The 16,650-nt window shown below is 46.8% G+C and carries 16 protein-coding genes, 1 tRNA gene and 1 pseudogene; 16 read left to right on the forward strand and 2 right to left on the reverse strand.

From position 1 onward, the window contains the following. Positions 1 to 370 precede the first annotated feature (370 nt). The 7 genes from DXD65_RS20120 to DXD65_RS20150 all read left to right on the forward strand — a co-directional run bounded on the left by DXD65_RS20120 (position 371) and on the right by DXD65_RS20150 (position 6,475). On the forward strand, positions 371 to 817 hold the full coding sequence (locus DXD65_RS20120; protein ID WP_005828652.1) for a hypothetical protein: 447 nt from the start codon (positions 371 to 373) through the stop codon (positions 815 to 817). A gap of 199 nt (positions 818 to 1,016) precedes the next feature. After that, positions 1,017 to 1,829 (forward strand): MotA/TolQ/ExbB proton channel family protein, encoded by an 813-nt coding sequence (locus DXD65_RS20125; RefSeq protein WP_005828650.1) that lies wholly within the window; start codon positions 1,017 to 1,019, stop codon positions 1,827 to 1,829. Between the two features lie 93 nt (positions 1,830 to 1,922). Further along, the gene (locus DXD65_RS20130) at positions 1,923 to 2,528 is read left to right on the forward strand and encodes an ExbD/TolR family protein (protein WP_005828648.1); all 606 of its coding nucleotides are present in this window, start codon (positions 1,923 to 1,925) and stop codon (positions 2,526 to 2,528) included. 39 nt (positions 2,529 to 2,567) lie between these two features. Continuing rightward, the gene (locus DXD65_RS20135) at positions 2,568 to 3,218 is read left to right on the forward strand and encodes an ExbD/TolR family protein (RefSeq protein WP_005828642.1); all 651 of its coding nucleotides are present in this window, start codon (positions 2,568 to 2,570) and stop codon (positions 3,216 to 3,218) included. 28 nt (positions 3,219 to 3,246) lie between these two features. Then, positions 3,247 to 4,062, forward strand: coding sequence for an energy transducer TonB (locus DXD65_RS20140; RefSeq protein WP_005828639.1), 816 nt, complete (start codon positions 3,247 to 3,249; stop codon positions 4,060 to 4,062). Positions 4,063 to 4,073: 11 nt separating this feature from the next. Beyond that, positions 4,074 to 5,024 (forward strand): PstS family phosphate ABC transporter substrate-binding protein, encoded by a 951-nt coding sequence (locus DXD65_RS20145; protein WP_005828635.1) that lies wholly within the window; start codon positions 4,074 to 4,076, stop codon positions 5,022 to 5,024. Between the two features lie 5 nt (positions 5,025 to 5,029). Further along, positions 5,030 to 6,475, forward strand: a complete 1,446-nt coding sequence (locus DXD65_RS20150) for a tetratricopeptide repeat protein (RefSeq protein WP_009037282.1) — start codon at positions 5,030 to 5,032, stop codon at positions 6,473 to 6,475. Positions 6,476 to 6,522: 47 nt separating this feature from the next. Here the strand turns inward: DXD65_RS20150 and DXD65_RS20155 are convergent, their stop codons facing one another. Further along, positions 6,523 to 7,446, reverse strand: coding sequence for a helix-turn-helix domain-containing protein (locus DXD65_RS20155; protein ID WP_008665930.1), 924 nt, complete (start codon positions 7,444 to 7,446; stop codon positions 6,523 to 6,525). A 246-nt stretch (positions 7,447 to 7,692) separates the two neighbouring features. Between DXD65_RS20155 and DXD65_RS20160 the strand changes: the two genes are divergently transcribed. Genes DXD65_RS20160 through DXD65_RS20180 form a run of 5 tightly spaced genes read left to right on the forward strand, consistent with a single transcriptional unit; the run spans position 7,693 to position 11,954 of the window. Continuing rightward, positions 7,693 to 8,544, forward strand: coding sequence for an ATP-binding cassette domain-containing protein (locus DXD65_RS20160; protein ID WP_005828621.1), 852 nt, complete (start codon positions 7,693 to 7,695; stop codon positions 8,542 to 8,544). After that, positions 8,544 to 9,374: a hypothetical protein gene (locus tag DXD65_RS20165; protein WP_035450294.1), complete on the forward strand. Its 831-nt coding sequence runs from the start codon at positions 8,544 to 8,546 to the stop codon at positions 9,372 to 9,374. Before DXD65_RS20160 ends, DXD65_RS20165 begins: the two co-directional genes overlap by 1 nt. 2 nt (positions 9,375 to 9,376) lie before the next feature. Then, a complete protein-coding gene (locus tag DXD65_RS20170) occupies positions 9,377 to 9,745 on the forward strand; it encodes a GntR family transcriptional regulator (RefSeq protein ID WP_117887895.1) in 369 nt (122 codons plus the stop codon). A gap of 12 nt (positions 9,746 to 9,757) precedes the next feature. After that, positions 9,758 to 10,591, forward strand: a complete 834-nt coding sequence (locus tag DXD65_RS20175; protein WP_035450293.1) for a hypothetical protein — start codon at positions 9,758 to 9,760, stop codon at positions 10,589 to 10,591. Between the two features lie 52 nt (positions 10,592 to 10,643). Next, the gene (locus DXD65_RS20180) at positions 10,644 to 11,954 is read left to right on the forward strand and encodes an anaerobic C4-dicarboxylate transporter family protein (protein ID WP_008665936.1); all 1,311 of its coding nucleotides are present in this window, start codon (positions 10,644 to 10,646) and stop codon (positions 11,952 to 11,954) included. Positions 11,955 to 12,595: 641 nt separating this feature from the next. Here DXD65_RS20180 and DXD65_RS20185 read toward each other — a convergent pair. Then, positions 12,596 to 12,668: transfer RNA gene (locus DXD65_RS20185), tRNA-Met, on the reverse strand. Between the two features lie 238 nt (positions 12,669 to 12,906). On the opposite strand from DXD65_RS20185, the gene DXD65_RS20190 reads away from it, so the two are divergent. The 4 genes and pseudogenes from DXD65_RS20190 to DXD65_RS20205 all read left to right on the forward strand — a co-directional run. Next, on the forward strand, positions 12,907 to 13,491 hold the full coding sequence (locus DXD65_RS20190) for a TetR/AcrR family transcriptional regulator (RefSeq protein ID WP_005828604.1): 585 nt from the start codon (positions 12,907 to 12,909) through the stop codon (positions 13,489 to 13,491). 31 nt (positions 13,492 to 13,522) lie between these two features. Continuing rightward, on the forward strand, positions 13,523 to 14,269 hold the full coding sequence (gene fabG, locus DXD65_RS20195) for a 3-oxoacyl-[acyl-carrier-protein] reductase (protein ID WP_005828602.1): 747 nt from the start codon (positions 13,523 to 13,525) through the stop codon (positions 14,267 to 14,269). Between the two features lie 92 nt (positions 14,270 to 14,361). Continuing rightward, entirely contained in the window at positions 14,362 to 15,033 is a 672-nt protein-coding gene (locus DXD65_RS20200; protein ID WP_005828600.1) for an RluA family pseudouridine synthase, read from the forward strand. 10 nt (positions 15,034 to 15,043) lie between these two features. After that, positions 15,044 to 16,594 (forward strand): annotated as a pseudogene (locus tag DXD65_RS20205) (S9 family peptidase); the annotation flags it as partial. Positions 16,595 to 16,650: the final 56 nt, after the last annotated feature.

Here is a 16,650-nt window from a genome sequence, read left to right on the forward strand (position 1 = left end):
CGTTTTCAGAAGAAGCCTCCGTGTCTGATAAGGATACGGAGGCTTTGTTCGTTTTATATACCTCTCCTCTAACATTCCGTTTCTACCGCTAATCACTATACCTTATTATATATAATTATTCATCGTATATTCATCAGATTAATTCCCGAATTAAGGTGCTAAATGAATGATTAAAAACGTTTAAAATCAGTATTTTATATCCTATTCCCACTTTCGTATTTCATATATTCTTCGTACCTTTACAGAGTATTAAAAGGTATAGTAAATCCTTTAATCAGTGAACAATTTAATCTTTTTACAAAAGAAAGTAACATAGCTGTAAAACAAATAAGAGAGACATCTGTTATTTATTGTAGAATCATTAGACGACATGAAAACAACTGTAAAGACATTCTGGATATGCATGCTACTGATGTTGACTTGCAGCATTAGCGGTAAAGCCATTGACCTGGTGCAGGTGGATGACAGAATGGCCGGAACTGCTGAAGTTTCCGCTTCTTTATCTTCATGTTCTTCTACTTCCGACAATAGTATTGACAAGAAGAATTCATTGTTCACGAATACCAAGTTCGCATGGACTACGGATGTCGAACTGGGAAACAAACCGGTTTCCGAAACTTACTCTTCTCATCAACAGCGTTTGCGCAGGGTGATTGAAGACAATCTTTTCCTCAGAAACATTCTTTTGATGTTATCCAACCACGAGAATCTACTCGTGCAAGGCCGCTCTAAATTATACTACTCAGATAAAGACCCGTACTATGCATTGACGGGCAGTGATTACTATATTTATACGCTTCGGCGGATTTTGATTTAGCCAACTTTTCTTCTTATTGATTTCCCCCTTTTTCTCCTTATTGTCTTGAAGAGACTGAAGGCAGGTGACCTTTAGTGTACATATATGTTAGTTAAGGTTGCAAGGATGATTACGCCCTGTCGGTTCGTAAGCGGGAAGTCGTATCCCTATGCTTTATTTTCAAAACTCTATTTAAATACCAACAATTAAACTTTTCATCATGGAAACTACTCAAAAAAAAGCAGCCTCTTTTAAAGGCATCAGATCCGCCGGTTGGGTAATCGTAATCTGTTTTATCATCGCCGTGCTTATTTTTCACTTTGTGTTGGGAAATCCCTCCAACTTTATGAACAACGACCCGAACAACCATCCGTTGCCGGGTAACTTCCTCGGTACCATCTATAAAGGTGGATTCATTGTTCCTGTAATTCAAACGCTTTTGCTGACTGTCATCGCACTGAGTATTGAACGTTATATTGCCATTGGCGCTGCCTTTGGTAAGGGGTCATTGGTGAAATTCGTAGCTAACATCAAAGCAGCCTTGGCTGAAGGTGATATGAAGAAGGCACAACAAATCTGCGATTCACAACGTGGTTCTGTAGCCAATGTGGTAAATGCCACTTTGAAGAAGTATGCCGAGATGGAGAATGACACAGAGCTGTCCAAAGACCAGAAACTGCTTGCCATCCAGAAGGAATTGGAAGAAGCCACTGCGCTGGAACTGCCGATGATGGAGCAGAATCTTCCTATTATTGGTACCATCACGACTTTAGGTACATTGATGGGATTGCTCGGTACAGTTATCGGTATGATCCGTTCATTTGCCGCCCTTGCAGCCGGAGGTTCAGCCGACTCCATGGCTCTGTCGCAAGGTATTTCTGAGGCTTTGATTAATACTGCCTTCGGTATCTTGACCGGTGCATTGGCCGTTATCTCCTACAACTATTATACAAACAAGATTGACAAGTTGACTTACAGCCTCGATGAGGTTGGTTTCTCCATCGTGCAGACTTTTGCAGCTACCCATAAATAGTTGACTGCTGATAGTTGGAGCTGCGCTGTGACGTAGGCTTCTATTATCTATTCAACGAATGAATTCTCAATTTTAATTTTCAATGAAACGATTATGGGCAGAGCGAAAATAAAAAAGAAAAGTACGTTCATCGATATGACGGCGATGAGTGACGTAACTGTACTGCTGCTGACCTTCTTCATGCTGACTTCTACGTTCGTGAAGAAAGAGCCGGTACAAGTAACGACTCCCGCCTCTGTATCCGAGATTAAGATTCCGGAGACAAATGTACTCCAGATATTGGTCGATCCGAGCGGAAAAGTATTTATGAGTTTGGACAAGCAGTCCGACTTGCGCGAAGTGCTGGAAGCTATGGGGCAGGAGTATGGAGTGACTTTCACTCCGGAGGAAACTAAAAAATTCATGCTGGCGTCTACCTTTGGTGTGCCGATGAAGAGTATGAAGAAATACCTCGACTTGCCGCAAGACCAGCAAGATGCTGTATTGAAGAATGAGGGGATACCGACAGACAGTATTGACAATCAGTTCAAGGCCTGGGTACGCAACGCCCGTGCAGTGAACAGTGATTTGCGCATTGCCATCAAGGCAGATGCCAATACTCCTTATTCCGTAATAAAAAATGTGATGAACTCACTTCAGGACCTCAGAGAGAACCGGTACAACCTGATTACTTCTCTGAAGACCACAAGTGAGGAGTGACAAGCTACGAGTTACAAGTAGAACAAGAAAGGAAACATTATGGCTGAAATACAAGAAAGCGGCAACAAGAAAGGTGGAAAAAGCAAGCAGAAGAAAATGACTGTCAGGGTGGACTTTACACCTATGGTGGACATGAACATGTTGCTGATTACCTTCTTTATGCTTTGTACCTCACTGAGCAAACCTCAGACCATGGAGATAAGCATGCCGAGCAATGACAAGACCATCACCGAGGAGCAGCAGACCAAAGTCAAGGCTTCCCAAGCCATCACGCTGTTGCTGGGGGATGACAACAAGTTGTATTATTACGAAGGGGAACCTAACTACAAGGACTATACTTCACTGAAGGAAACTACCTATCAGGCGGATGGTCTGCGGGCAATGCTTCTGCAACGTAATAGAGTTGCTGTGAACGAGGTGAACAGACTGAAGCAGCAGAAACTGGATCTTAAGATATCAGAGGATGACTACCGGAAACAGCTTTCCGAGATAAAAAGCGGAAAGGATACGCCGACAGTCATCATCAAGGCTACCGATAAGTCTTCGTACAAGAATCTGATTGATGCTCTCGATGAAATGCAGATATGTAATATAGGTAAGTATGTGATAACGGATATTGCCGAAGCCGACGAGTTCTTGATGAAGAACTACGAAAGCAAGGGCGAATTGTCCCAGAACATTGCTGAATGATGTGTAACACCCAAAGAAAGGAAAGAATATGGCTAAAGTAGATTTAAGCTCCCAAGCATGGTGTGACCTCGTGTTCAGTGGTAAGAACAAAGCATATGGAGCCTATAAGATGCGTGAGACCTCTCCCAGACGGCACAACATTGCCGTGATACTGGTAATTGTAATTGCATTGATAGGTTTCAGTATCCCTACGCTGATAAAGATGGCTACCCCCAAACAGAAAGAGGTGATGACCGAAGTGACTACCCTTTCGCAGCTGGAAGAACCGGAAGTGAAGCAGGAAGAGATGAAGCGGATAGAGCCCGTGGCCCCACCGCCGCCTGCATTGAAAAGCTCCATTAAGTTTACCGCTCCCGTCATCAAAAAGGATGAGGAAGTGAGGGACGAGGATGAAATAAAAAGCCAGACAGAACTGACGGAAACGAAAGTTGCCATCTCCATTGCCGACGTGAAAGGTAATGACGAGGAACACGGCAAGGACATCGCCGACTTGAAACAAGTGGTGACGCAGGCCGAACCGGAACCTGAAAAGGTTTTCGATATGGTAGAGCAGATGCCCCAGTTCCCCGGTGGTCAGGCCGAGATGATGCAGTTCATCAGCAAGAATATGAAGTATCCGACCATTGCCCAGGAAAACGGTACGCAAGGGCGTGTAACCTGCCAGTTTGTGGTAGGTGCCGACGGCAAGGTGCGTGATGTGAAAGTGCTGAGAGGTGTAGACCCCTATCTGGATAAAGAAGCTGTCCGTGTGATTATGTCCATGCCCAAATGGATTCCCGGCAAGCAGAATGGTAAGGCCGTATCGGTGAAATATACGATACCGGTGATGTTTAGATTACAATAAGTGTGTGTGTTATGAAAACGGTGAAACAACTTCAGCTTTCAGGCTTGCTGGTGCTGCTGACTCTGCTGTCTGCCTGCCAAAGCAAGCCCAAGGACGGACAAACGGATACGTATACCTCCGGTGTGATTGCAATTGCTGCGGACGAAAGTTTCCAGCCTATTGTGCAGGAAGAAATTGACGTGTTCGAAGGACTGTTCCCCTTGGCAGGAATTGTGCCCCGTTATGTGACGGAAGTCGATGCCGTCAACCTCTTGCTCAAGGACAGTCTGCGGTTGGCAATAACCAGTCGCAGACTGACTCCCGAAGAGATGAATTCCTTCAATAGCCGGAAGTTTTTTCCGCAGGAGATAAAGATTGCTACGGACGGGCTGGCATTGATAACCCATCTTGGCAATCCGGATTCATTGATTAGTGTGAAGGACATCCGCCGCATCCTGACGGGTGATGCGAAGCAGTGGAAAGATATCTATCCGGCTTCCCGTCTGGGGGATATCAGTCTTGTGTTTGACAACAAGAACTCCAGTACCGTACGTTTTGCTGTCGATTCCATCTGTAAGGGTGTACCGCTTTCCAGTCAGTTGAAAGCGTTGAAAACCAATAGGGAGGTGATTGACTACGTGGCCCGCACGCCTGATGCCATCGGTATTATCGGCGTGAACTGGCTGAGCGACCGGAATGACAGTACGGGGCTCTCTTTCAGTAAAGAGGTGCGGCTGATGTCCGTCAGTGCTGCTGACAAGGCCATGCCGGACAACAGTTACAAACCCTATCAGGCGTATTTGTATTACGGTGATTATCCGTTGGCACGCAGCATCTATGCCTTGTTGAATGATCCGCGGAGCGCACTTCCGTGGGGATTTGCCTCTTTCCTCGCTTCCGACCGGGGACAGCGGATTATATTGAAGTCGGGATTGGTCCCCGCCACCCAACCGGTGCGCGTGGTGAACGTCAAGGATGAATAACTAAAATGAATGCTAACATGAAACGTAGATTTGTATTTTGTTTGGGAGCGATGCTGTTTGCAGGTACGCTCGCCGCACAAACGCCGGTGCCCGAATGGCAGGCGGGGGTGGATAAAGTAAAAAGTCTGATAAAGACGAATCCGGAGCAGGCTTCCGACGCAGCCGGAGAACTGCTGAAGGGCAAGAACAAGAAAAATGTGGAGCTTGTGACTTCCGTGGCCCGTGCCTATCTGGATGTAGGACAGCTGAAAGAGGCGGAAACCTATCTGGAGATGGCAAGAAAGGCCGACAACAAGGCTCCGGCAGTTTCTGTACTCGAGGGTGACATCGCTTTTGCCCGGAAAGATATCGGAAAGGCATGCCAGCTTTATGAGCAAGCCATCTATTTTGATTCGAATTATAAGGATGCGTATCTGAAATATGCGCAGGCGTACAAGTCTGCCAGTCCTTCGCAGGCCATAGAGAAGCTGAACCAGCTGAAGGCCATAGCTCCGGATTGCCTGGAAGCAGACAAGGAGCTGGCGGAAGTGTATTACGCCACCAACCGTTTTGGCAAGGCTGCCGACACCTATGCCAAGTTCATCGATACTCCCGTGGCTACGGAAGATGACATCCTTAAATATGCTTTTGCACTATTCCTGAACCACGACTTCGAGAAATCCTTGGCGGTGGCGCAGAAAGGTTTGCAGAAGAATGCCCGCCATGCCGCATTCAACCGGCTTGTGATGTACAACAATGTCGACCTCAAGCGTTATGACGAGGCAGAGAAGGCTGCCGATGCTTTCTTCAATGCTTCGGATAATGCCGATTATTCATGCTTGGATTACCGCTATCACGGTGCTCTGTTGAGTGCTCTGAAGAAATATGACCAGGCCATTGAGGAATATGGTAAGGCATTGGAGAAGGATGAGAGTCAGGTGGATTTGTGGCGTGAGATTGCCGATGCTTATGAATTGAAAAACGACTATACCCAAGCCATTGCTGCTTATAAAAAGTACTATGACTCGCTGGCACAAGATAAAAAGACGTCCGAAAACTTATTCCAGTTAGGGCGTCTGTACTACGGAGAGGGTACGTCCTCGGACACTCTCTCCGTTCAGTCTGCCGACCGCATGGCGGCATTGCAGGCTGCCGACTCTGTGTTCGCACTTGTTGCCGAACAAGCTCCCGACAGTTATTTGGGAGATATGTGGCGCGCCCGCACACACTCTGCCATGGACCCCGAAACTACAGAGGGATTGGCGAAACCTTATTACGAGAAGGTGGTGGACGTACTGCTTGCCAAAAACGAACCGAGGTACAACTCTGCATTGATAGAGTGTTACAGTTATCTGGGCTACTACTATCTGTTGAAGAGTGACTATGCTACTTCGAAAGAGTACTGGAATAAAATTCTGGCTATCGACCCCACCAATGCCACAGCAAACAAGGCATTGGACGGCATCAAATAGCAATAATTTTAGTTGTTTGTCGTGTCGGGAGGAGTGGAGAGTGATTCTTAGCTCCTCCTTTTTTGTTGCAGGGTCCCCCTTGGAGGCAGTGATTGCTTGCGGTAGTCCGTGGGTGAAGTGCCTAAGTGTGTCTTCACATACTTCCCGAAAAAGGAGATGTTGGGGAAATCCTGATGCTCGGAAATCTCCTTGATAGACTTATTGGAATACTTCAGAAAATATTTGATGTCTTCGACCACATAATCGTTTATCCACTCGAAGGCTGTCTTTCCGCTGACCTTTTTGCAGACGGTGGAAAGATATTTGGGAGTAACACACAGCTTACCCGCATAATAGGAAATAGAACGTTTTTTCACCTCGGTGCAGGCCAGCAGGTCGAGGAATCTCTTGAATAGAATGTTGCTCCGCTTCACCATTTGGCTTTCGGGAGGGGTGCTCAACTGGTTTAAATCTGCCAGCAGCTCATACAGCATGGTGCGTATCAGCGACCTGATGACTTCTTTGTAGTAGGGCTGCTCCGCTTGTTTCATTCGGGCACGTATCACCTTATAGTATAAATCGAACAGTTGCACTCTGTCCTTGTCAATGCGTACTACCGGATTCTGGCTGATATAGAAAGCCTTGTTCCATATGTCACTACTTTTATGAAGGTACTTCTGTGTAATCTGGGTCGACAGACAGAACATGGCGCCCTTGAAGTCGGAACTGGTTGTGCAATTGCTCAGAATCATATTGGGCATACAAATCAGCATCTCACCGGGGTAGATAGCATATTTTTGGGTATTGATGTTTATCTGCAGTCTTCCTTTTACACAGACCACATAGATGTTTGCATTCAACTTGAAATACTTGTTGAAAAGCAAGTTCTTGAAATCTCCAAGTATAGCAATATCGTTGTCGGTATAGTCCGTACTTGTATATTCTGCTATATTGTATGTGTTAAGTTGGTAAATCTTTTCTTCGTTTTTCATATTCATGTCTTTAGCTCCTTTGCAAATGTAAAGCAAGTGGCAGGAAATATAGAGTCCTAAATGGATACAGAAGTGTCCTAATCTTCTTGCGTGTGAGGCTAATTTCGAACCAAAGAATAGAATTGTTCCTTTTTCTGAGCATTTTTTTTCTTGAAACGCTTGTCGTATTGAAAAGAATGTCTACTTTTGCGGTGTACTATTATACTAATACACATAAACAATAAGATATTTAATTCATCCAAGCGTATGTTACAAGTAGAAAACATTTCATTTAGTTATCGCAAGGGGCGGAAAGAAGTCCTGAGCGATTTTTCACTTTCGCTGGAAGCCGGCCGGGTTTACGGTCTGTTGGGTAAGAACGGAGCCGGCAAGTCTACGTTGCTCTATCTGATGAGCGGTTTGTTGGCTCCCAAACGTGGGAGAGTGATGTATCATGATACCGACATGCGCCGCCGGTTGCCCGTCACGTTGCAGGACATGTTTCTGGTACCCGAGGAGTTCGAGCTGCCTCCTATTTCCTTGGTCAGCTATATTGAACTGAACAGTAAGTTCTATCCCCGTTTCAGCAAGGAAGACATGGTGAAGTACCTACATTTCTTCGAGATGGATATGGATGCTGATTTGGGAGCCTTGTCCATGGGGCAGAAAAAGAAAATCTTCATGAGTTTTGCGCTGGCCACCAATACTTCCCTGCTGCTGATGGATGAGCCTACCAATGGACTGGATATTCCGGGAAAGAGCCAGTTCCGCAAATTTCTGGCTTCGGGTATGTCGGACGACAAGACGATTGTCATTTCCACCCATCAGGTGCGTGACATTGACAAAGTACTGGACCATGTGCTGATTATGGACAACAGCCGCGTATTGCTGGACGAATCCACTGCCAGCATTTGCAGTAAGCTGTTCTTCTTGGAGAGTGACGACCGGGAGTTGGCTGCGACTGCCTTGTACACGCTTCCCTCCGTACAAGGCAATTTCTTGATGCTGCCCAATACGGAAGGTGAGGAATCGGAGATTAATCTTGAACTGCTGTTTGGCGCCGTACTTGCAGAGCCTGGGAAGATAGCGGAAATGTTTCACACTAAAACAAATGAATAATGATACGCGATACCTTTTTTAGTTTGCATCGCTTTGTGAACGTATGCCGCAAAGAGATGGTGGAGAATTGGAAGACCTATATACTCCGCTCGGTGATGGTCTACGGAATGTTGGCCATAGTCTTTGTCTGGAATGGATACTATCAGTATCACAATCTGGAAGCGGGAGCTGTGGGCATGGACCCTATCTGGGAGTTTGAGTCCAGATTCTTTCTTTGGGGACTTGTCATTTGGGGATGCATTAGCGCCTCGTTTACCATGGAAAGGATGAAAAGCAAGACGAGTCGTACCGTTGTGCTCATGACACCTGCCACCATGTTCGAGAAATTCTTTGCCCGCTGGCTGGTGGCTACCTGCGGCTTTATCTTGGTCTTTCTGATAGCTTTCAAGCTGGCGGACTTGACAAGAGTCGTCTTCTATCTTCTGGCCTACCCGGAGCTGCATGTCGTTCACTCCTTTCCGTTGTGGGAATTCTGCTGTAACACGAACTGTTTCTATGAGACGATAGGAAGCGGACCGGCTGTGGTGGGGATATTCCTGAGCTGCTACTTTTTCCTACAGTCTTTCTTCCTGCTGGGTAGTACGGTCTGGCCCAAAAATGCACTTATCAAGACTTTTGCGGCCGGTGTCTGCATCTTCGTTTCATATATCCTGATAGCTGTATTGTGCCTGAAGGCCATTCTGCCTAATAACTTCTTCATGACTGAGCCCTATATTGACAGAGAGGCATCGGGCGGCTGGCTGATTTTTATAACTTCGTTTTTCGCCCTTTTCAACTGGGTGCTTGCCTATTTCCGTTTCAAGGAGTCCGAAATCATTAATCGTTGGTAACTATGAACTTTAAGGAAAGTAAAGCCATCTACCTGCAAATAGCAGACCGCATTTGCGACGAGGTACTTCTCGGGCAATATCAGGAGGAAAAACGTATTCCTTCGGTACGGGAATATGCGGCTGTGGTAGAGGTCAACGCCAATACGGTGATGCGTTCGTACGACTACTTGCAGACGCAAGGAGTGATTTACAACAAGCGGGGTATCGGCTATTTTGTGTCGGTAGGTGCACGTAAGCTGATTCTTTCGTTGAGGAAAGAGTATTTTCTGAAGGAGGAAGTGGATTATTTCTTCAAGCAGATTTTCACGCTGGGCATCTCTGCCGAGGAGTTGTCCGGGATGTATCAGGAGTTTATCAAGAAACAAAAATAAAAGAAGACAGTTATGAAACGAACGACTTATATAATGATAGGAATGCTGGTTACCGGTGTGGCAATGGTATGCGGACTCATGTTCTATGTGGTGGACCGCAATGTCACTCAGAAAGATAATTTTATGGAAATCGGCGGAGAACGGAAAACGGTGCAGCTGCCCTCGTGCAGGGTGTTGAAGCTGACACAGCCTCCGGTGGTGTGGAAACAGAAAAAAGAAGGTATTGTGGAGGCAGAGCGTATGTTCTCGTTCGGGGAAGTGCCGTTGGAGGTAACTGCTGGAGACTCTTTGCAGCAGGGCAGTTTCTCCTATGCAGGGGATATGGAGGCTTTTATGTCGATGACTTCCGTTGGCGATACCCTGCTCGTCACCTTTGACTTTCCGGAGGATAAGCTGGAACAGCATCTTCAGAATGACATTTGGATAAGGGTTCGTTCAGAAGGGATGGAATTGCGGTTGCCTGCGGAGGTACAAGCGGTTGTGGTAGATGTGGAAGATATGGAAGCCAATTTCTACGGACTCCGTTGCGATACGCTCTCTTTCCGCACGCGATACCTTGCCCGGCTGGAAGATTGCCATGTCACTGCGCTTGCGGCGCAGGCGCAGAGCTTGCATCTCAACAGCGGCACAGTGCGCAACCTTTATCTGAATCTGGACGAGATAGCCGACTGGGATGTCAATACCGGTTCCTTCCATATCGATACGGAGCATCTGTCCGGCAGTCGCTATCATCGTTGTCTTTTGCAGAAGAATGAATGCCGCCGGGTGTTCTGGACACCGTTAAAGGATGATGCCTCTTTGAGTGTGGAGTTAAAACAAGCAGTTAAAATAGAAGTAGGTGAGTAGCCATAATACGAAATGACTTATCTTTGCACATGAATCAAAAAGTGTAGAGTATATGGCCTTGCAATTGGCATTCGTATTGGTAGCTATCATTATAGGCGCCCGCTTGGGCGGCATTGGACTGGGTGTAATGGGAGGGATAGGTCTGGCAATTCTGACGTTTGGTTTCGGATTGCAGCCTACATCACCTCCCATTGACGTTATGTTGATGATAGCCGCCGTCATTTCTGCCGCATCCTGCATGCAGGCGGCTGGCGGACTGGATTATATGGTAAAGCTGGCAGAACGGTTGTTGCGGAAGAATCCTTCGCAGGTCACCATCTTGAGCCCTATTGTGACCTATTTGTTTACTTTTGTTGCCGGCACGGGACATGTGGCATATTCGGTGCTTCCCGTGATTGCCGAGGTTGCCACGGAGACCAAGATTCGTCCCGAGAGGCCACTGGGCATTGCGGTGATTGCTTCGCAGCAGGCTATTACGGCAAGTCCCATTTCGGCTGCCACCGTCGCACTGCTTGGGTTGCTGGCGGGATTTGATGTCACCTTGTTCGATATTCTGAAAATAACGATTCCTGCTACCATTATCGGGGTACTTGTGGGCGCCTTGTTCTCCATGAAGGTGGGCAAGGAGCTGGCAGACGACCCGGAGTACAGAAAGAGGTTGACCGAAGGCTATCTTGATGTCAAGAAGGTGGAGATAAAGGATATACACAATAAACGGCATGCCGTCTTGTCCGTGCTTATCTTTATCCTTGCCACTGTTTTTATCGTGTTCTTTGGTTCGTTCGACAGTTTGCGTCCTGCCTTCGTGATAGACGGCGAGACGGTGAGACTCGGCATGTCCGCCATTATCGAAATCGTGATGCTCTCTGCCGCCGCCCTCATCTTGCTGCTGACTCGCACCGACGGCATGAAGGCAACGCAAGGTTCCGTCTTCCCGGCAGGCATGCAGGCGGTGATTGCCATATTCGGCATTGCCTGGATGGGAGATACTTTTCTTCAGGGAAACATGCTTCAGTTGACCCAGTCCATCGAGGGAGTGGTGAGGCAAATGCCGTGGCTGTTCGGGATAGCCTTGTTTGCCATGTCGATTCTGCTTTATAGCCAGGCCGCCACTGTGCGCGCACTGATGCCTTTGGGCATCGCTTTGGGCATTTCGCCTATGATACTGGTTGCTCTGTTCCCCGCTGTAAACGGTTACTTCTTTATTCCCAATTATCCCACCGTAGTGGCAGCCATCAATTTCGACCGTACCGGGACTACCCGTATCGGCAAGTATGTGCTGAACCACTCGTTCATGCTTCCCGGACTTGTTTCGACTGGCGTTGCCATCGGGCTGGGGTTGCTTTTCATCAGGATATTCTAAGGGAAACCGCTGCTTTCAATCCGTTGTATATAGGGCTTTGTTTACTTGTGTATAGGGGAGTGTTCCCTTTTACTCATTGCCTTATCAGCGCCTAATGGTCGTGCGGCGATCTGCTGACGGCTGTTAAGCGGGTTGTTGATGGCCGTTAGGCGATTGCATCATGGCCGTTGCATACTGTTGATTCCTTATGTCCGACGTAATAAATACCTTCATTCTCTGAATAAAGCACAGAGGAAAACAGTATTGAAGTCTTGGCTTTGTGTGGCTGTACGCATTTGTTCTGATTGCATTTGAAGGGGGAGGAGATGGAATTAATACCGTGTTTGCAGGATATTGATTTCGTGCAGGTACGATATAAATAAGATGTGATACAAGAAATTAATAACTTGTGTTACTTCATGTTAGCTTCTTGTGTGTCAGTATTTCTGTTTGTGAAACGGTGTGGAAGCAAATTTTGCTTCCACACTTTTGAGTTGCTTCCACCGCATCTGTAATGCCGATGAATAAAGGGATGTGGAGAGGAGGTGGAAGTGTGGAAGCAATTTGCACAAACATTATTTGCGCAAACATTTTTTTCTGTCCTTGATGGGAATTAAAAAAATGAGGATAAACGGTCTTTAAACCTTTTATCCTCATTGTAGTTGCGGAGATCCGACTCGAACGAATGACCTTTGGGTTATGAGCCCAACGAGCTACCAACTGCTCCACTCCGCGATGTTATCGTTTTGTGGGTGCAAAGGTACGGCTTTTTATTTAATATGCAAATAAAATGCATGATATTTTTGAGGTTAAGTGGATTTTAATGAGTAATATGTTGATAAATAGAATGATAATAAGCCTACTTTTTTTCTTCCTTTTTAGGGCTGTTCATTAATAAAATGAATGTTTTCTTGTAAGATATGCGGAAATGTCTTACTTTTGCTCAAATAATAAAGCAATGTGCAATTAATCTATGACCGTATCGAAGACAAAAGCTAAATTAGTGGACGTTGCCCGTCAGCTGTTTGCAAAGATGGGCGTTGAGAATACCACGATGAATGATATTGCCCTCGCTTCGAAGAAAGGTAGGAGAACGCTCTATACCTATTTTAAGAGCAAGGAAGATATCTACTTGGCTGTTGTCGAGTCGGAGCTGGATATTCTTTCGGATATGATGAAGCACGTGGTAGAGAAAGATATTCAGCCGGACGAGAAACTGATGGAGATGATTTACACCCATCTGGATGCGGTAAAAGAGGTTGTCTTTCGAAATGGTACTCTTCGTGCCAATTTCTTTCGGGATATTTGGAGAGTGGAGAAAGTGCGCAAACGTTTCGATGCTACAGAGACCCAGCTTTTCAAGGAGGTTCTGCGTGAAGGTATGGAGAAGGGCGTTTTCCAGATAGATGACTTGGATATGACTGCCGAGATTGTGCATTACAGTGTCAAAGGTATTGAAACACCTTATATTCGCGGTCATATAGGAGCCAATCTGGATGATGCGGTACGCGATACTTACGTGACCCGTCTGGTACTTGGTGCATTGGGAAAGAAGTAAGAATACATTTTATAAATAATTTTAAAATAATATGGGATTATTAGATGGAAAAACAGCCATTGTGACAGGTGCTGCACGCGGCATCGGCAAGGCTATCGCTTTGAAGTTCGCTCAAGAAGGAGCAAACATCGCATTCACTGACTTGGTGATTGATGAAAATGCCGAGGCTACGGCAAAAGAATTGGAAGCTTTGGGAGTAAAGGCAAAAGCTTATGCCTCCAATGCAGCAAATTTTGAAGACACTGCCAATGTAGTGGCAGAAATCCATAAGGACTTTGGACGTATTGATATTCTGGTAAACAATGCCGGTATTACACGTGACGGTCTGATGATGCGTATGAGCGAACAGCAATGGGATATGGTTATCAATGTCAACCTGAAATCGGCATTTAACTTTATCCATGCCTGCACACCCATCATGATGCGCCAGAAGGCGGGTAGCATTATCAATATGGCATCTGTGGTAGGTGTTCACGGCAATGCCGGCCAGGCCAACTATTCTGCTTCCAAAGCCGGTATGATTGCTTTGGCCAAGTCTATCGCTCAGGAGCTGGGTTCTCGTGGAATCCGTGCCAATGCCATTGCTCCGGGCTTCATCATGACAGCCATGACCGACGCCTTGTCTGAAGAGGTGAAGGCTGAATGGTGCAAGAAGATTCCTTTGCGTCGTGGCGGCACACCCGAAGACGTGGCAAATATCGCTACTTTCCTGGCTTCTGATATGTCTTCTTATGTATCCGGTCAGGTTATTCAGGTAGATGGTGGGATGAATATGTAATTTAATGATTAATGATTAGTGATTAATGTTTAATGAGAAGTTGGGTGTTAGTCATTAATCATTAATCACTAATCATTAAACATTAACAACCGATGACTGTCGTATACGAAGACAATCATATCATTATAGTCAACAAGACCGCTTCCGAGATAGTTCAGGGAGACAAAACGGGTGATACACCGCTTTCGGAAACTGTAAAGCAGTACCTGAAAGAGAAGTACAGCAAGCCTGGAAATGTCTTTATCGGTGTCGCTCACCGGCTGGACCGCCCCGTGAGCGGTCTTGTTGTTTTTGCCAAGACCAGTAAGGCACTGTCGCGTCTGAACGAGATGTTCAAGAATAGCGAGGTGAAGAAGACTTACTGGGCAGTAGTGAAGAACTTGCCCCGCGAGGAAGAGGGGGAATTGGTGAACTATCTGGTGCGAAATGAGAAACAGAACAAGAGTTATGCATACGACAAGGAGGTGCCGGGCAGCAAGAAAGCGATTTTGCATTACCGGCTCATCGGGCGGTCGCAGAACTATTATCTGTTGGAAATAGATTTGAAAACCGGACGCCATCACCAGATACGTTGTCAGTTGGCAAAGATGGGCTGTCCCATCAAGGGAGATTTGAAGTATGGTTCGCCCCGCTCCAATCCCGACGGCAGCATCTGTCTGCATGCGCGGTATATCCGTTTTGTGCATCCGGTGTCCAAAGAACTGATAGAAGTGGAGGCGCCCGTTCCTCCCGGAAATTTATGGAATGGTTTTGAAACGATTTAATCTTACAGTAATGAAGAAAATCACAGTTTTGTCGGGTTTGCTGCTCCTTGCGGGATTGGCTGCCCAAGCTCAGGAAAGAGTTGCTGAGTATAACGTGCGTCCGGCCGTTACGGTGCGCACTCCCCTCCAGGGCGATAGTATCAACTTCAAGGGAGACAAGTTTACTACCGGCAATCTTCTGAAGACGAAGGTCAGTCTCGACTTCGACGGAGGTCGGTACGAACGTATGGTTGCTGATACGGCTGGATATGTAACTGTGGCAAAGGCGGACAAGGACAATCTGTTCTATCTGTTTGCTACCAATCTGCGTGCGGAGCGTTTCATGAAGGGCAAGCTGAATGTATATTCTCCTGCCCGTTTTGAGGTGTTTGTAAACGGTGAATCCAAGCAAGTCAAGGAGACAGCGGAGGACAGCTTGTCGCAGGTCCGTCCTACGGCTGTCAGTTTGCGTATGGACCCCGAAGCGGATTATGAGATTGTCATCAAGTTGCTTTCAAGCGCGGACGACAAGATGCAGCCGATGCTGAAATGCGAATTTGAAAAGGAAAAGGACTTTGCCGATGTAGCCTGCCGGATGGCACCGGACATGAAGAGACGTTTCTCTTTGTTCAACACCAATTTCGGCTCCCGAGCGAGCAGGGTTTCTCTTTCGCCCAACGGCAAGTATCTGCTGACCCGCTATTCGGACAATTACGACGTGAAGCGTTCCAGGACCCGTTGTGAGCTGACCGAGGTAAAGACCGGCCGGGTGATATTGCCCAATGCCAATGAAAAGATGAACTGGATGCCCAACAGCAACAAGCTCTATTATACGGTTATGGGCGAGGAGCAGAATGACCTGGTTGTGTTCGATCCCGCCACGATGCGTGAGGAAGTGCTGCTGAAGAATGTTCCCGAAGGATATTTCAGCTGGTCTCCTACAGAAGACTATCTTATCTATATGCTCACGGACGAGGGCGAAAAGGTGAGTGGCCCGTTGAAACGTCTCTTGCATCCGGACGACCGTATCCCCAATTCTCGTGACCGCTATTATCTCATGAAATACGATGTGGCGACGGGACTTTCCGAGCGCCTGACCTACGGTAGTCACAACGTCTATCTGAATGATATTTCCCCGGATGGCAAGAAACTGTTGTGCAGCACTTCCAAGCCGGACATCACTCGATGCCCTTTCTCCCTCTCTTCTCTTTTCGAGATTGATTTGACCACCTTGCAGGCAGATACGCTGGTCGCCTGGGATGCTTATCTGGGAAGTGCTTCTTACTCTCCGGACGGGAAGCAGCTTCTGGTGACGGGCAGTCCGTCTGCTTTCGGAGGCATTGGCAAGAATTGCGGTGAACATCCCATAGCCAATGACTTTGATACCCAAGCATTCATTATGGATTTGGCTACAAAGAAAGTGCAGGCTATCACGCGCGATTTCAATCCTACAGTGTCTCCCGTGCAGTGGAACCGTGTGGACGGATGTATCTATTTCGATACGACTGATGGGGATTGCAGGCATATATACCGTTATGTTCCGAAGACGGGCGGCTTTGAAATGCTTCCGCTTGAAGAAGATCCTCAAATCCGCAACTAAGCTCTTCAGCGTCCTTCTTGCGTCTAAACGTCCTCTCA

Origin of the sequence: Bacteroides sp. 4_1_36, from assembly GCF_003466325.1 — a bacterium.
Lineage (GTDB): Bacteria > Bacteroidota > Bacteroidia > Bacteroidales > Bacteroidaceae > Bacteroides > Bacteroides uniformis.

Bases quoted from the DNA above. Each gene is read 5' to 3' on its own strand.
- DXD65_RS20120 (WP_005828652.1), top strand. From the start codon at position 371: ATGAAAACAACTGTAAAGACATTCTGGATATGCATGCTACTGATGTTG.
- DXD65_RS20125 (WP_005828650.1), top strand. From the start codon at position 1,017: ATGGAAACTACTCAAAAAAAAGCAGCCTCTTTTAAAGGCATCAGATCC.
- DXD65_RS20130 (WP_005828648.1), top strand. From the start codon at position 1,923: ATGGGCAGAGCGAAAATAAAAAAGAAAAGTACGTTCATCGATATGACG.
- DXD65_RS20135 (WP_005828642.1), top strand. From the start codon at position 2,568: ATGGCTGAAATACAAGAAAGCGGCAACAAGAAAGGTGGAAAAAGCAAG.
- DXD65_RS20140 (WP_005828639.1), top strand. From the start codon at position 3,247: ATGGCTAAAGTAGATTTAAGCTCCCAAGCATGGTGTGACCTCGTGTTC.
- DXD65_RS20145 (WP_005828635.1), top strand. From the start codon at position 4,074: ATGAAAACGGTGAAACAACTTCAGCTTTCAGGCTTGCTGGTGCTGCTG.
- DXD65_RS20150 (WP_009037282.1), top strand. From the start codon at position 5,030: ATGAATGCTAACATGAAACGTAGATTTGTATTTTGTTTGGGAGCGATG.
- DXD65_RS20155 (WP_008665930.1), bottom strand. From the start codon at position 7,446: ATGAAAAACGAAGAAAAGATTTACCAACTTAACACATACAATATAGCA.
- DXD65_RS20160 (WP_005828621.1), top strand. From the start codon at position 7,693: ATGTTACAAGTAGAAAACATTTCATTTAGTTATCGCAAGGGGCGGAAA.
- DXD65_RS20165 (WP_035450294.1), top strand. From the start codon at position 8,544: ATGATACGCGATACCTTTTTTAGTTTGCATCGCTTTGTGAACGTATGC.
- DXD65_RS20170 (WP_117887895.1), top strand. From the start codon at position 9,377: ATGAACTTTAAGGAAAGTAAAGCCATCTACCTGCAAATAGCAGACCGC.
- DXD65_RS20175 (WP_035450293.1), top strand. From the start codon at position 9,758: ATGAAACGAACGACTTATATAATGATAGGAATGCTGGTTACCGGTGTG.
- DXD65_RS20180 (WP_008665936.1), top strand. From the start codon at position 10,644: ATGGCCTTGCAATTGGCATTCGTATTGGTAGCTATCATTATAGGCGCC.
- DXD65_RS20190 (WP_005828604.1), top strand. From the start codon at position 12,907: ATGACCGTATCGAAGACAAAAGCTAAATTAGTGGACGTTGCCCGTCAG.
- fabG (WP_005828602.1), top strand. From the start codon at position 13,523: ATGGGATTATTAGATGGAAAAACAGCCATTGTGACAGGTGCTGCACGC.
- DXD65_RS20200 (WP_005828600.1), top strand. From the start codon at position 14,362: ATGACTGTCGTATACGAAGACAATCATATCATTATAGTCAACAAGACC.